This window comes from Phycicoccus mangrovi (genome assembly GCF_018729305.1).
GTDB lineage: Bacteria > Actinomycetota > Actinomycetes > Actinomycetales > Dermatophilaceae > Phycicoccus > Phycicoccus jejuensis.
Window position 1 is genome coordinate 36946 of sequence record NZ_JAHHWP010000028.1, and the last position, 16072, is coordinate 53017.

Genomic DNA, 16072 nt, shown 5'->3' on the forward strand with positions numbered 1-16072 from the left:
CCGACCGTGACCGACGTGCGAACCTCGGTGCCGGACGGCTTCGTCGAGGTGCGGGGTGCCGACGTCGTCGCCGTCGTCGAGGTGGCCGACCGGCACCGCGAGGCGCTGGAGAACGCGGCCTCCGAGGGGATGCTCCACCTGCTGGACCTGCTCTGCTCGCGCGGGCTGCTCGTCATGCCGGCGTTCGCGCTGGCCACCGCGCACGGCGAGGGGGTGCGGGTGCTGCTGCGCGGCGCGGCCACGGCGGCGCTGCCCGACGGGTCCGTCGTCGGTGCCGAGGACCGGCTGCCGTGGCGCGAGGTGGTGCTCGAGGCGCCTCCGTCCGACGTCGTGCTCTCCGCGGTGCTGCCCGAGCCGGAGGTGGCGCGCGGATGGCGCCGTCCGGCCCGGCTGCGCGCCGGCGCCGCGGCGGCGGCTGCCGTCCCGGTCCCCGAGCCGGAGCCGGCGTCCGAGGTCGCGCGCGAGGTCGAGGGCGTGCAGGAATCGTCGAATGTGTCGATTTCTGACCACCCCGAGCCGGAGCCGGAGGTCGGGTCCGGGGTCGAGGGTGTGCAGGAATCGTCGAATGTGTCGATTTCTGACCAGCCCGAGCCCGAGCCGGAGCCGGAACCCGAGCCCGTCGTGCCGCCGGCCGACCTGACGCTGCCCCCGCCGGAGGACTCTGCGGGCCGCACCCCGGCCGAGCGGGTGCCCGCCTCCCCGCCGCCGGACCGGACGATCATCGACTCGGTGCCCTGGCGCCGCGCGGGTGGGGCGCCGACCGAGGCGGCCGCCGCTGCGGCCGCCCCGCCGCCGCTCGCGGTGCCGCCGCCCCCGCCGGTCGAGCGCAGCGTCGCCCCCGAGCCGGAACCCGAGCCGCACGCCGAGCCCGAACCGGAGCCCGAGCCGACCCCCGAGCCCGTCCCCGCACCGGTCGCGACCCCCGTCCCCGACGCCGCCCCCGAGGTGACGACCGCCCGCGCCGCGCTGCCTCGGCACGACGACGACCTCGACCGCCCGGTCGTCCTCGCGGTCCTCTGCCCCGCCGGTCACCACTCGCCGCCGCACGCCGGCCGGTGCCGCACCTGCCAGCGCGAGATCCCCCCGCAGCAGCCGACCCCCATCCCGCGTCCGACCCTCGGGGTCCTGCGCATCTCGACCGGCGGCTCGGTGCCGCTGGACCGCGGCGTCCTCCTCGGTCGCTCGCCGCGCGTCAACGAGGAGCTGCCCGCGGCCCAGCGCCCCCACCTCGTGCGCGTCGGCGGTGTCGACCGCGACATCAGCCGCAACCACGCCGAGGTCGTCCTCGAGGGGTGGCACGTGCTCGTCCGCGACCTCGGGTCGACCAACGGCACGACCGTGGCCCTGCCCGGCGAGGAGCCGGTGCGCCTGCGCCCGACCGAGGACCAGGGCATCGAGCCCGGGGCCGTCATCACCCTCGCCGACGAGGTCTCGCTGACCTACGAGGTCGAGGGATGACCCCAGCCGACGCCCCGGTCATCCCGGGCCTGACCTTCGTGCGCCCGCTCGGCTCGGGCGGCTACGCCGACGTCTACCTCTACGAGCAGCAGTCGCCGCGGATGAACGTCGCGGTCAAGGTGCTCAAGCGCCAGGGCCTGACGGCGAGCATCCGTCGGCAGTTCGTCGACGAGGCGAACACGATGGCCCAGCTCGCCGACCACCCGTACATCGTCCAGGTCTTCCGGTCCGAGCAGACGGCCGACGGCGGCGCGTACCTCGTCATGAAGTACTACCCGCCGCCGAACCTCGCGCAGCGAGCCAAGGCGGAGCGGCTCACGGTCGAGGAGGTGCTGCGCACCGGCATCCAGCTGGCCAGCGCCGTCGAGACCGCGCACCGCGCCGGCATCGTCCACCGCGACATCAAGCCGGCCAACGTGCTCGTCAGCCAGTACGGGCAGCCGGGGCTCACCGACTTCGGCATCGCGGGCCGCGGCGGCCACGCCGAGGACGTCGACGAGGACGTGGGAGTCTCCGTCCCGTGGTCCGCGCCCGAGGTGCTCTACGGGATGTCGAACGGTGACGCCCGCAGCGACGTCTACTCGCTGGCCGCGACCCTGTGGCACCTGCTCGTGGGGCGCTCGCCGTTCGAGCAGCCGGGCGGCGACAACTCCGCCTACGCACTGATGCCCCGCATCCGTGCGACGCCGGTGCCCGCCACGGGCCGGGCCGACGTGCCCGTCTCGCTCGAGCGGCTGCTCGCGCACGCGATGGCCAAGAGCCCGGACGGCCGCCCGCAGAGCGCGATCGAGCTCGCCCGCGGGTTGCAGGCCGTCGAGCGCGAGCAGCGCCTCGCGCCGACCGCGGTCGTCGTCCTCGACGAGCAGGGCAACACGACCGTCGCCGAGTCGCCGGCCGCCCGCGGCGGCGACGACCACGACCGCACGAGCATCCGCGCGGTGTCCGTCCCGGCGCCGGCGGCCCCGGCGCCCACGGCGGCCCACCCGGACGACGACGAGGACGACGACGCCCCGGCGACGGTCAGCGGCGGCGTGGTGCTCGGCGTGCTCGCGGTGCTCGTCGCCGTCACCGTCGGTGTCGTGGTGTGGGCCCTCGGCCGCGGTGACGACGAGGTCGCGCCGACCCCGACCGCCGCCGGCACCCTGACGCGCACCGCCGCCCCGAGCCGGGCCGTCGACTACCCCGAGCAGCCCGCCATCGACGCCCGGGGCTCCGGCTCCGGCGTCACCTTCACGTGGAACTACGTCGGCGCCGAGACTGGTGACTTCTTCCGGATTCGGTTGGCGGACACCGAAGGTGGGGTGGCGGACGCCGAGATCATCACGGTCAAGGACGGTCCGCGCTACACCGCGAAGGCGGGCTCCGGCCAGACGGTGTGCGCGCAGGTGCAGGTGTCGCGGAGCTCCGGCGTGACGTCCCCGCTCTCGCCCGTGCGCTGCGAGACCGCGCCGTGACGCCTAGCCTGTCGATGCCGACCTCCCTGCGAGAGAGGACGACCCGATGGGGGTGACCGTCGACTACTGCGGCGAGCTGTACGTGGCGCCTGAGGACCGCCCGATGACGATCGGCCGGGTCGCCGACGTCGAGGTCGACGACAACCCGTATCTGCACCGGGTCTTCCTCCAGGTGCACCACGAGCACGGGCTCTGGTGGCTGACCAACGTCGGGTCCACGCTCACCGCGACGGTCGCCGACAAGAAGGGCCTGTTCCAGGCCTGGCTGAGCCCGGGGGCGCGCATCCCGCTGGCGCTCGAGGCGTTCACCGTGTGGTTCACGGCCGGCCCGACGACCTACGACTTCGACGTGCTCGTCGACGACACCCCGTTCGTGTCGGTCGAGACGGCCGCCGAGCCCGAGCCGGAGGACTCGGGCGCGCAGACGACCGTCGGCCGGGTCTCGATGACCCCGGACCAGAAGCTGCTCGTCGTCGCGCTCTGCGAGAGCTTCCTGCGGACGACGTACGCCGGTGGGGGACAGATCCCCTCGTCCGCCGACGCCGCCGCGCGCCTGGGCTGGACGACGACGAAGTTCAACCGCAAGCTCGACAACGTCTGCCAGAAGCTGGCCGACGCCGGGACGCGCGGCCTGCACGGGGGTCCGGGCAAGCTCGCGAGCAACCGCAAGTCGCGGCTCGTCGAGCACGCGCTCTCGACCCGGATGGTCACCGAGGTCGACCTGCGCCTCCTCCCCGAGCCCGGAGGCGCCTCCACCCCCTGACCCCACGCGCCTCCCCTTTTCGGGGTCACCCCGAAGTGTCGACGGGACAAGACCTCCGAGCCGGGGTCTCGTGGACGAACCCCTGTGTCGGGGCGAACCCCGCACGTGCGGGCTTTCCGTGGTCGGGATCGGGTTGGGACAGCGATAACCCCGCACGTGCGGGCTTTTCGTGGTCGGGATCGGGTTCGGACAGCGATAACCCCGCACGTGCGGGGTCCGGGTGGGGCGCCGGCGTGGATGGCCGTCCGACCGGATCGCCGCCCCCGCGTACCGGGCTACACCGCAGTACGTGTCGCCAGGACGACGGTTACTGCGGTGTAGCGAGTGACGGGCCGGCGCGGGGGTTGACCTGCGGACTCGTCGTCGACCGGCACCCGCGCAGGTGTCGGCGGCTCACCCTCGCCCGGATGCGCCCGCAGCGCCCGGGGAGAGCTCCCCTCCGGACCGACCCAAATGCCCCGCGTTCTCTGGTTACTCTGGACCGGCCGGGGTGGTGGACGGGGACCGCTCCTGGGGAGCAGACCACCACACGACGAGGAGCCGCACGTGACACGGGTGGGTGCCGCGCGGGTCCGTGACGCCCGCGGTCGCGCGCGCCGGCGCACCGCCGGTGCCGTCGTCGTCTCCCTCGTCGCGGCCGGGCTCGGGTACGCCGCGGTCGCGAGCGACGGCACGACCGTGCACGAGGCCGACCTCAATGATGCCGGCGTGTGGGTGAGCTCGGCCCAGCAGGCCAAGTTCGCCAAGGCCAACATCCCGATCGGCCAGCTGGAGACCGGGGTCGCGACCGACAGCGGAACCGGCGGCGGGCTCGACGTCCTCCAGGACGGGGCGGCCGTCTTCGGTCTGTCGACCGCGAGCGGTGAGCTCTTCCCGCTCGACCCGCGCACCTCGACCGCCGGCGACCCCGCGGCCACCGTCCCCGCCGTCGACGAGCAGGCCGGGCGATTCACCCCGCAGCCGGTCGACCTCCGGGGCGGCACGCTCGCCCTGCTCGACCCCGCGAGCGGCAAGCTCTACGCCCAGCGCGTCGACGTCCGCACCGGCACGACGGACCTCCCCGGCGTCGCGGTCGGCGCCAAGCCGGTCGCGACCGTCGGCAGGAACGCCGCGGTCGCGGTCGGCCTCGACGGCGTCGTCCACGCGGTCTCCGGGGTGGACGGCACGGTGACGACCATCGCCCCGACCCCCACCGGCTTCGCGAAGCCGACGACCACCCGCTCCGCGCTGCGCAGCCCGCACCCCGACATCACCGCCGTCGGTGCGGAGTGGGTCGCGTACGACCCCGAGACCGACCGGGTCTTCACCGCCGGGACGCCGGACGGCGTCGACGCGCAGGTGACGACCGACGGCGCCCGGCTGGCGGCGCTGCAGGTGCCCGGCCCGGACGCCGACACGGTCGTCGTCGAGTCGGCGCAGCGGGCCGTCCAGGTTCCTCTCGACGGCGGCCTCTCGCCCGGTGGCGTCGTCATCGGCGAGCGGGTGAACCGTGTCCCCGGGGCCACGCTCGTCACCCGGCCGGTCGTCCTCGGCGGCTGCGTGCACGCGGCCTGGGCCGAGCAGACGCAGGTGTTCTACGGCGCCAACTGCGGGCGCACCGGCGACGAGCCGACCGCGACCCTGCCCACCGGCTCCGAGGACCCGATCCGCGAGGGCGTCGCCTTCCGGGTCAACCGCGGCCTCGTCGTGCTCAACGAGCTCGACGACGGTGGGGTCTGGGACCTCGACGACAAGCCGACGAAGATCGACAACTGGGACGCGCTCACGCCGCCGACCCGACAGGACGACAAGAACCAGAAGAAGGACGAGAACCTCGTCGACGAGGCCGCCGCCCAGCAGCCGCCGAAGGCCGTCGACGACGCCGAGATGGTCCGTCCCGGCCGCACGAGCAAGCTGCACGTCCTCGACAACGACACCGACGTCGCCGGGTCGGTGCTCGCCATCGACCAGCGGGACGTGACGGCACCGTCGATGCGGGGCGCGACCGCGACCGTCTCCTCGGACGGCCAGGCCATCGACCTGTCCGTCCCCGCCGGCACGCAGGGCCAGACGCTCGAGTTCTCCTACAAGGTCAACAACGGCAAGGCGACCTCGAAGACCGCGGGCAAGGTCACCGTCCGCGTCGTCGGTGACGACGTCAACTCCCCTCCCCGGCTCCGCCGCGGTGGCGCCGAGCTGGCCCAGCGCCCGTACCCGGTGATCGCGGGCAAGCGCCTCTCGGTGCCGGTGCTCGCCGACTGGCGCGACCCCGAGAACGACACGCTCGCCGCCCGCGCCGACGTCGAGGGCGCGGTCGTCGACGGCGGCGGCCGGGTCACGGTCACCGCGCCGAGCGAGGAGGGCCGCCGGCCCATCGGGTACGTCGTCAGCGACGGACGCGGGGGCGTGACGAAGGGCAGCGTCAACGCCCGGGTCCTGTCGACCAACGGTGACAGCAAGTTCGTCGCGCCCCGCACCCAGCCGGATGCCGTGCGCGGTGTCGTCGGCAAGCCCCTGCAGGTCGAGCCGCTGGGCAACGACATCGCCGGGGCCGACCCGGGGGAGCCGGATGCCTCGCTGCGGCTGCGCTCGGAGGTGCGTCCGGTCGGGCCGCTGCAGGTCGACACCGACCTGGCGACCGGCACCGTCACGGTCACCGGCAACGCGCCGGGCACGTTCGAGCTGAGCTACTCCGCCGTCACCGGGGCAGGCGCCGCGCCGGGTCGCATCCGGGTCGACCTCACCGCCCCGCCGGAGGGGGCGCCGCCGGTCTCGGTGCCGGACAACGCGACCCTGCACGACCAGGCCCCGGCGATCGTCGACGTCCTCGCCAACGACTACTCGCCGCGGGGTGACGTCCTCGTGACCGCGGCCGTCGAGACGACCGACGACTCGCAGTGGCTCCAGCCCTCGATCTACCAGGGTCGCTGGGTCCGGCTCGAGGCCCGCGACCCCGCGCCGGCGGGCACCGAAGGACGGCGCGGCACGGTCCGCTACACCGTGAGCGACGGTACCCAGCGCACGACCGGCCAGGTCGAGGTGCTCCAGCAGGGGCCGCTCGCCGACTCGCTGCCGCTCGTCGAGGACGACCGGGCGACGGTGCGCGAGGGCGACACGGTGAGCATCCCGGTGCTGGACAACGACACGATGGCCGACGGCATCCCGCTGCGGCTGGACCCCGGCTCGGTCAAGGTCGTGAGCAAGGGGGACGCCCAGCGCGCCTTCGCCTCCGGCAACGTCGTGCGCTACGTGCCCGAGGCCCGCGGCCTCCGTGCCCCCAAGTTCGTGACGATCGAGTACGCCGCCTACGCCGAGGGCAGCAAGGAACGCGCCCAGACCGCGCGGGTCCGGGTGCAGGTCAACCCTCTCCCGACCGCGCAGCAGGTGAACCAGGCCCCGGTCGCGCGCAGCTTCACGGCCACGGTCACCGCCGGCGACCCCCTGACGATGACCATCCCGACGTTCGGCGTCGACCCCGACGGCGACTCGGTGTCGGTCACCGGGGTCGTCGGCAGCGACGGCGGGCCGGTCGACCTGCGCCTCGGCCGCGTCGTCGGCACCGGCCCGACGACGATCCGCTACGAGGCGTTCCCGCTCGCGGCGGGCACGGAGGTCATCACGTACGAGGTGCGTGACCGCTTCGGCGCGACGAGCCGTGCGTTCGTCCGGGTCGGCGTGGTCCAGCCCGGCGACCCCCAGCCGCCCGTGGCGGTCCCGGACGAGGTCTTCGCCGCGCCGGGCAAGACGGTGACCGTCAAGCCGCTGGTCAACGACCTCATCGCGCGCGGCGACGTCGTCGAGGTGCAGACCGAGGGCCTCAACCCGGCCGGCGAGCTGAAGAAGTGGAAGGTCGACGCCGACCACACGGTCCGCACGAAGGTCCCGGACGACACCTCGGCCCTCCACCAGCTCGTCTACGGCATCAGCGACGGGCTCTTCGACCCCTCCCGCGCCACGGTGCTGGTCCGACCGGTGGTCGGCTACACCAACCCGCCGGTGGCCAACGACGACGTCGCGGCGCCGAAGCCGGGGGAGACCTCGACGGTGGTCGACGCGCTGGCCAACGACACCGACGTCGACTCCGACCCGGCCACGCTGCGGATCAAGGAGGTCCTCTCGACGGATGCGCAGGTCACCGCGGACGGGCGGGTCAGCGTGAAGATCCTCGACCACGCCTACTCGGTGCCGTACGTGGTCGTCGACGAGGACGGCGAGGAGGCGATGGCGCTGATCCACGTCCCGACCGGCGCCAACGGGCAGCCGTTCGTCGTGGCCGGCTCGCTCGTCACCATGGACCCCGACTCGTCCAAGACGGTCAACCTGGGCGACTACGTGCGCTCCCCGCGCGGGCGGGTGGTGTCGGTGACGACGGCCTCGACGGTCTCGGCCTCCCCGGCGGAGAACCTCTCGGTCAGCCTGAGCGACAACCGCACCCTGCAGCTGACCTCCTCCAACGGGTACGTGGGCCCGGCGGCGGTGATGCTGGAGGTGACAGACCAGGACGCGGTCGGTCAGAAGGACTTCGGCACGGCGTACGTGTCGGTGCCGGTGCAGGTCGGGCCGTTGGTGCCGCTGCTGCGCTGCCCCGACGGCGCGGTCACCGTCACCGCGGGCGGCCTGGACCGCACGGTCGACATCCCCACGGTCTGCCACGCCTGGCTGCCGGTCGGGATGACCCTCGACGACGTCGACTTCGAGGCCCGCTGGCAGACCCCCGCCGACGCCGACCTCGAGGTCGGCGGCGAGGGCAACCGCCGCCTCACCCTCCACGCGGACGCCGACGCGCAGACCTCCACCGGCAAGGTCGAGATCTCCTCGCGCGGGATGACGCAGCCGTCCACGCTCACCGTCCGGGTGGTCGGGGCCGACGCCCAGGGTCCGGCCCGGCTGCGCCCCATCTCCGTCACCGGGCTCGAGGAGGGGCAGACGCGCACCGTCGACGTGTCGGGCTACCTCGACTCCCCGCTCTTCGACCCCACGTGCGCGATCGTCCGGGCCACGGTCGAGTCCGGATCCGGCATCACCACCTCCTTCTCGGGGTGCTCGCTCACCCTCACCGCGGGCGACCGTCCGTCCCCGACCGCGTCGATCGGCCTCGTCGTCACCGACGGCCCGCGCCGCGAGACCCCGGGCCGCGTCACCGTGACGATGCTCGGCCGCCCCGACCCGCCGCGCCAGGTCCAGGCCGTCGCCGACCGCGACGCCGGCGGCCAGGCGAGGGTCCGCTGGCTGCCGCCCACGTACGACGGCGGCTCGGTCGTCACCGGCTACGTCGTGCGCTGGAGCGGCGGCTCGTCCGGCGAGGAGACCTGCTCGGCGTCGCCGTGCACCATCCAGGGACTGACCAACGGCCAGGACTACACCTTCACCGTCGCCGCGGTGAACGGCATCGGCGAGGGCGAGCCCTCCGCGCCGAGCGCCGCCGTGCGCCCCGACCGGCTGCCCGAGGCCGTCACCGGCGTCCGGATGGTCGACCGCGGCGACGGCACCCTGACGATCGCGTGGGACCAGCCGGTCAACGAGGGCAGCGCGCTGCGCAAGTACGTCGTCCGGCTCATCTCCTCGACCGGGCAGACCAAGACCCAGGACGTCGCCGCCGGCACCCGCCGGGCGACCGTCACCGGCCTCGACAACATGGCCGAGCAGGACGTGCAGGTCCAGGCGTGGAACGAGCTCGGCGCGGGCCAGTTCGGCCCGGCCGTGACGATGCAGTCCGCCGGCACCCCTCCGGCGCTGCCCGCACCGAAGATCGCCGCGAGCGGCCCCGGCCCCGCGCAGGACTCGGCGACCCTCACCATCTCGTGGGAGCAGGGCAGCCCGAACGGCCCGCCGACGACCGGCTACACGCTCTACCAGCAGGTCGGCGGCGGCGGCTGGACCCCGGTCGAGACCCTCGCCCCGGACGTGCGCAGCACGAGCGTCGTCGTCCGCTACGACGGTCGCGAGTACCGCTACACGGTCACGCTGACCAACGGCGCCGACCTCGAGGGGCCGAAGACGAACTCGTCGTCCTTCACCTCGAACGGGGTGCCGTCCGACCCGTCGGTGACGACCGCGACGCCCGCGGCGGACCAGAAGATCAAGGTCACCGTCACCGTCGGCCAGCCGCGCGCGGCGTCCTTCTCGGTCATCCGCTGGTCGGCCAACGGGAGCTCCGGCACCCACCAGTGCGGGTGCGCGCCCGGCTCGCAGGTCACCTTCGACATCGGCCCGCTCGACACCAGCCCCACCCAGGCCTACGCCGTGACCGTCCGCACCGAGAACTCCGCCGGAGCCTCCTCGAACCCGGCCGGGAGCAACGCGACCCCCTACGGCCCGACGCTCTCGCCGTCCGGTCTCTCCGGCCGCAACGACGGCACGACCGGCGCGACGTGGACCTGGAACCTGCCGACCAACGGCCGGCCGGTCGACCAGGTCCGGCTCTCGGGCGCCGACACGGGCACCTTCGGCGGCGGCAAGACCTCGCACTCGATCAGCAAGGGCCCCGGCACCTACACCCTCACGGTCGAGGCGCACTCGGACGCCGGATGGTCGGCGCCCGTCTCGCGCCAGGTGACCGTGCCGAACCCGCCGCCGCCGGACCCCGAGGTCTACAACGTCCACAAGGGTCCGCCCTACCGCCCGCCGAACGCGGTCGGCAGCTGCACGAGCGGCAACTGCCCCCGCGTGGCGTTCGACGTCCGCAACTTCCCCGGGGGCGGTGGCGGCTGGACCGTCAGCGTCGTCAAGAGCAACGGCCAGGAGCTGTTCACCTCGAGCGTCCAGTTCTTCCCCAGCGGCGACGGCACCGGCACGACCGGCGAGACCGGCAACACCTCCAACTGGCGCAGCACCGGCATCGTCATCGCCAACGGCGAGGGCCCCCTCCACGTCCGGCTCTGCCGCGGTGGCACCTGCCACCAGTCGGCGGACGTCGGCTGGTGACCCCCCGCACCGCCTCGACCCCCTCGACCCCCCACGGAAGGACACCCACCGCATGACCGTCACGACCGACCAGGCCGCCTGGTTCTCCCAGACCTTCGGCGCCATGGTCGCCAACGTCGACAAGGCGGTGCTCGGCAAGGAGCACGTCATCCGGCTGGCGCTCACCTGCATGCTCTCCGAGGGCCACCTGCTGCTCGAGGACTTCCCCGGCACGGGCAAGACGCAGCTCGCGCGGGCGATGGCGGGCACCGTCAAGGGGACGAACTCGCGCATCCAGTTCACCCCCGACCTGCTGCCGAGCGACGTCACCGGCGTGACGATCTACGACCCCAACAGCAAGGTCTTCGAGTTCCACGAGGGCCCGATCTTCGCGACGATCGTCCTCGCCGACGAGATCAACCGCGCCTCGCCGAAGACCCAGTCGGCGCTCCTCGAGGTGATGGAGGAGGGCCACGTCACCGTCGACAAGACGCGCCACTCGGTCGGCGAGCCGTTCATGGTCATCGCGACCCAGAACCCCATCGAGCAGGCGGGCACCTACCGCCTCCCCGAGGCGCAGCTCGACCGCTTCCTCATGAAGACGACGCTCGGCTACCCCGACCACGACGCGACCGTCCGGGTCCTGCGCGACGCCGCGACCCGTGACCGGACGCGCTCGCTCGAGCCGGTCGTCACCGCCCAGGTGATCAGCGACATGGCCGAGCTCGCCGACGGCGTGCACGTCGACGACGCGATCCTCGACTACGTCTCGCGGCTGGCCGAGGAGACCCGGCGCCACGTGAGCATCCGCCTGGGCCTCTCGGTCCGTGGCTGCCTCGCCTTCGTCCGCTGCGCCAAGACGTGGGCGATCAGCCAGGGCCGCGACCACGTCGTGCCGGACGACGTCAAGCTCCTCGCCCAGCCGGTGCTCAACCACCGCCTCCTCGTGACCGCCGAGGCGCAGTTCGCCGGCATCACCGTCGAGCAGGTCATCGACCAGATCCTCGCCGAGGTGGCGCCGCCCACGGAGCGCGTGCCGGCATGAGCGACCCCACCGGGCTGCCCGAGGACGCCGAGTCGACGGTCCGTCGCTCGGACCTCACGCCTCCCCCCGCGCCGCGCGGCGCCGGGGGCGGTGCCGCACGCCCGGTGGACGACGCCGACGGGGGCGCCACCTCGCGCTCCGCCCGCCGGCCCTCCGGCGGGTCCAAGCGGCCCCGCAGCGGCCGCCGCCTCTCGCAGCCCCGCCTGCGCACGACCGGCCCCGGCCGGGACGACGCCGGCCGCTCCCGCCCCGCGGCGCGCGCCGCCACCCGCACGCAGACGAAGGCCGACGGCAGCACCCGGACCATCACGCTGCCCCGCGTCCAGGTGCCGAGCGCCCTCACCGACACCGGCGCGCGCATCCTCGTCCTCACCGGTGAGCGCATCAAGCCGATCGCCGACCAGACCCGGCGCGTCTGGCACCCGGTCGTCGAGGTGCTGCGCTGGGTGTCACCGCTCGGGTGGACGGTCCTGGCCGTCGGGCTGGTCGCCTGGTGGATGACGGCGCGCTTCGCGTGGGCGGAGCTCGGGATGGTCGCCGCCGCGTGCCTCGTCCTCGTCGTCGCCTGCGTGCTGCTCGCGCTCGACCGCGCGAAGGTCCGCATCCGCGCCGACGTCGAGCCGGCCCGCGTCACCGTCGGCGACCCCGCGACCGGCCGCATCGCCGTCACCAACACCTCGAAGCGGGGGATGCTCCCACTGCTCGTCGAGCTGCCGGTCGGCCGCACCGCCGCGCGCTTCACGCTGCCGGCCCTGTCCGCCGGGCGCACCCACGAGGAGCTCTTCGTCGTCCCGACCTCGCGCCGCGGCGTCGTGCCCGTCGGCCCGGCGACGACCGTCCACGGCGACCCGTTCGGGCTCGTGCGCCGCACCGTGCAGTGGACCGAGCGCTCCGAGCTCTACGTCCACCCGCGGACGATCTCGCTCGACAACCTCGGCGCCGGCCTGCTGCGCGACCTCGAGGGCGAGGTGACGCCCGACCTGTCGATGTCCGACCTCGCCTTCCACGCGCTGCGCGAGTACCAGGCCGGTGACGACCGCCGCTACGTGCACTGGCGCTCCTCGGCCAAGCACGGACGCCTGCTCGTGCGGCAGTTCCTCGACACCCGCCGCAGCCACCTCGCGATCGTCGTCGACACGACGCCGGAGGTGTACACGAACGACGAGGACGACGTCGAGCTCGCGATCTCGTGCGCGGCGTCGCTGGCGCTGCGGTCCATCCTCGACGAGCAGGACACGACCGTCGTCTGTCACGGCGAGACCGCGTCCCGCACGACGGCGCCGCTGACCCTCGACGCGCTGGCCCGGGCCGAGGTCGGCCCCCTCGACCTCTACGGCTCGGTCGGCCAGGCCGCCGCCCTCGCGCCGGACGCGAGCATCGCGGTGCTCGTCACCGGGGTCGAGCGGCCGTTCATCCAGGTGCAGCGGACCCTCGACCAGTTCGAGCCGGAGGTCGTCAAGGTCGCCCTCGTCGTCGACCCCGACGTGCCCGTCGGCGTCCGCCGCCTCGGGTCCATCGTCATCCTCCACGTCCGTGAGCTGACCGACGTCCGCCGTGTCCTCTTCTCCGGAGCGCTCGCATGACCGACCAGCCGTCCACCGACCGCACCGGCCGCACCGGCCGGCAGCCCAGCCTGGCGACCGCCCTGCGCGGCGGCGAGAAGCGGCGCCCCCGCCGCCGCGCCGCCGACGCACCGTCGGTGTGGCGCAGCCTCGTCCCCGGGCGCGACGCCTCGGTCGACCTCGCCTTCGCGCTCGTCCTCGGCAGCATCGCCCTGCTCGGGATGCGCACCGGCTTCCTCGGTGTCGAGTGGGTCGTCGCCGCGTGGTCCGGGCTCGTCCTCGGCCTCGTCGTCGGGCACGTCGCCGGCACCCTGCGCTGGATGGCGCTGACGACCTTCGCCGTCCTCGTCGCGATCTACTTCCTCCTCGGCGGGCCGCTCGCGATGCGCGACAACCTCCTCGCCGGGTTCGTCCCGACGGGGCAGACCTTCGTCGACCTCGCGACCTGGGCGGTCACCGGTTGGAAGAAGTGGCTCACGCTGCTGCCGCCCGTCGACGCCCGCGGGCCGGTCCTCGCGCTGCCGTGGCTCGCCGGTCTCCTCGGGGGCGCGACGATCCTCGGCTTCGCGCGCCGCTGGGCCAACGTGCCGCTCACCGCGGTGGCGCCGCTGGCCCTGCTCGCCGGCTCGATCGCCCTCGGGACGACGCAGCCCGCGGCCCTCCTCGTCCAGGGCGTCGGCTTCGCGGCGGTGCTCGTCGCGTGGCTCGTCGTCCGCGCGCACCGCACCCGCCCGCCGGTCCAGAACGGCGCCGGCCGCGGGGTGCGCTTCGCGACCGCCGGCGTCCTCGCGGTCATCGCCCTCGTCGCCGGCGCCTTCGCCGGGCCGCTGCTGCCCGGCACGTCGGCCGCCGCCACGCGTGAGGTCGTGCGCGAGCGGCTCGTGCCGCCCTTCGACGTCTCGCAGTTCGCGAGCCCGCTGCCCGGGTACCGGCAGTACACCGAGCCCAACGACGCGAAGCTCTACGACCAGGTCGTCCTGCGGGTCACCGGGCTGCCGGCCGGCACGCCTGTCCGCTTCGCCACGCTCGACCGGTACGACGGCCTCGTCTGGGGTGCGGCCGACCGCACCGCCGACGGCACGCCGTTCCAGCAGGTCGGCTCGCGCATCGCCCCGACCGGGGCCGAGGGGCGCGAGGTCGACGTCGACGTCACGGTGCCCGACGGCGGCTACCGCTCCGTCTGGCTGCCGACCGTCGGCGACCCGACCCGCATCCAGTTCGCGGGGCCGCGCGCGACCGACCTCGCCGACGCCCTCTGGCTCAACACCGCCACCGACACCGCCGTCGTGCCGGCCGGCCTCCTCGGCGGCGACTCCTACCGGATGACGGCCCTCGTGCCGCCGACCCCCGCGACGACCCTGCCCGAGGACCTCGACGTCCGCACCGGCGCCTCGAGCGCCGTCGACACCGACTTCCTCGACGCGAAGATCGACGCGCTGACCAGCCGCGCCGAGGGCGGCCCGTGGTCGAAGCTGCGCGCCTTCGCGACGGCGATGCGGACCGAGGGCACGTACACCGACGGCGGCACCCCGAACAGCTTCGAGAAGGTCTACCTGCCCGGGCACGCGGTCTCGCGGCTCACCCGGTTCGCCGGCTCGAGCAAGCTCGCCGGCAACGACGAGCAGTACGCCGCGACGCTCGCGCTCGTGGGTCAGCGCCTCGGCATCCCCAGCCGCGTCGTCATGGGTGGCATCCCGCAGGCCGGCGGCGAGATCCGGGGCAAGGACGTCCACGCGTGGGTCGAGGTCCAGCTCGACGACGGCACGTGGTTCCCGATGGACTACCGCTCCTTCGTGCCGAGCCGCGACAAGACGCCGAGCGAGCAGCAGCTGAAGACCGAGGAGCAGAAGGTCGGCGCCCAGGTCCCCCCGCCCGCCGGGGTCAGCCCGCCGTCGGTGCTCCAGGGGCCGGACCAGGCGCAGAACGCCACCGACGTCACCAAGCGCAAGAAGAACCCGTTCGACGTCACCGCCTGGCCGCTGTGGCTGCAGGTCCTCGCCGGGGTCGCGGCGCTGCTGCTCCTCGTCGCCCTCTACGTCGTGGTGCTGCGCCTGCTCAAGGCGCGGCGCCGGCGTCGGCACGCCTCGCTCGGGCCGGTGCCCGGCCGGGCCGCCTGGGTGTGGCGCGACCTCGTCGCCGAGTCGCGCTCGCTCGGGGTCGCCGTGCCGCGCGGGGTGACCCGCCGCGAGCAGGCGCACGGCATCGACGCCGCCGTCGCGCTGCGCTCGGTGCCGGAGGCAGAGCCGGGGGAGGCGGCCGCGTACGCCGCCGCGCCGGAGGGTGCGGTGGCGGTCAGCGAGGTCGCGGCGTCGGTCGACGCGGTCGTCTTCGGGCCGGGTGACGGTGACCCGGAGGCCACGACGGCCCTGCACGCCCAGGCGGAGGCCGCCCGCACGACGATGCGCGCGGGGCTGAGCCGCTGGGCGCGGCTGCGCTCCGACGCCGACCCGCGCCCGCTGTGGGTGCAGCGCGAGCGGACCGGTCCGCGGGTGCGCTGGTGGCGGCGCCTGCGCCTGCCCTCGCTCCCGCGCCGCCGCGGCGAGGACCCCACCCCCGCCTGACCCCCGCTCACCCCCCTCTCCCGGAGTCGAGTGCGGACGTGGTCGCCGCGGCAGCCACCTCCGCCCTCGACCGCGGCACCCGTGTCCCCATTTCCGTGGACAGGAGCCCACGCCGACGATGCCGTCGGGCCGGGCGACACTACGGTCGCCGCGTGCGGGTCGACGGGACGGGGTGGTGCGCGTGATGACGTCGTGCCGTCGCTGTGGCTTCGCGCCGGTCGACGGGGAAACGCCCTGTCCGGCCTGCGGAGTCGGCGCGACCCGGACCTCGGCCTCCGGTCCGCTGGCCTCCGGGGCGACGGTACGACGCGCCGCGCTCACCGACCCGGCGGTCCCGGAACCCGCCG

General features: G+C 74.5%; 7 protein-coding genes. All 7 read left to right on the forward strand.

Annotated features, from left to right (window positions below; genetic code table 11):
* Positions 1 to 6 precede the first annotated feature (6 nt).
* Positions 7 to 1458, forward strand: a complete 1452-nt coding sequence (locus KMZ30_RS20860; RefSeq protein WP_215514178.1) for an FHA domain-containing protein — start codon at positions 7 to 9, stop codon at positions 1456 to 1458.
* Complete coding sequence (locus tag KMZ30_RS20865) at positions 1455 to 2912, forward strand: serine/threonine-protein kinase (protein ID WP_215514179.1); 1458 nt, start codon at positions 1455 to 1457, stop codon at positions 2910 to 2912. The genes KMZ30_RS20860 and KMZ30_RS20865 overlap by 4 nt, the downstream gene beginning before the upstream one ends.
* Before the next feature lie 46 nt (positions 2913 to 2958).
* Positions 2959 to 3675, forward strand: coding sequence for an FHA domain-containing protein (locus KMZ30_RS20870; RefSeq protein ID WP_215514180.1), 717 nt, complete (start codon positions 2959 to 2961; stop codon positions 3673 to 3675).
* Positions 3676 to 4221: 546 nt separating this feature from the next.
* Positions 4222 to 10578, forward strand: coding sequence for an Ig-like domain-containing protein (locus KMZ30_RS20875; protein ID WP_215514181.1), 6357 nt, complete (start codon positions 4222 to 4224; stop codon positions 10576 to 10578).
* Between the two features lie 52 nt (positions 10579 to 10630).
* The gene (locus KMZ30_RS20880; protein ID WP_215514182.1) at positions 10631 to 11602 is read left to right on the forward strand and encodes an AAA family ATPase; all 972 of its coding nucleotides are present in this window, start codon (positions 10631 to 10633) and stop codon (positions 11600 to 11602) included.
* Positions 11599 to 13185, forward strand: coding sequence for a DUF58 domain-containing protein (locus KMZ30_RS20885; protein WP_215514183.1), 1587 nt, complete (start codon positions 11599 to 11601; stop codon positions 13183 to 13185). Before KMZ30_RS20880 ends, KMZ30_RS20885 begins: the two co-directional genes overlap by 4 nt.
* Positions 13182 to 15725: a transglutaminase TgpA family protein gene (locus KMZ30_RS20890; RefSeq protein ID WP_215520186.1), complete on the forward strand. Its 2544-nt coding sequence runs from the start codon at positions 13182 to 13184 to the stop codon at positions 15723 to 15725. Before KMZ30_RS20885 ends, KMZ30_RS20890 begins: the two co-directional genes overlap by 4 nt.
* The last annotated feature ends 347 nt before the right edge of the window (positions 15726 to 16072 follow it).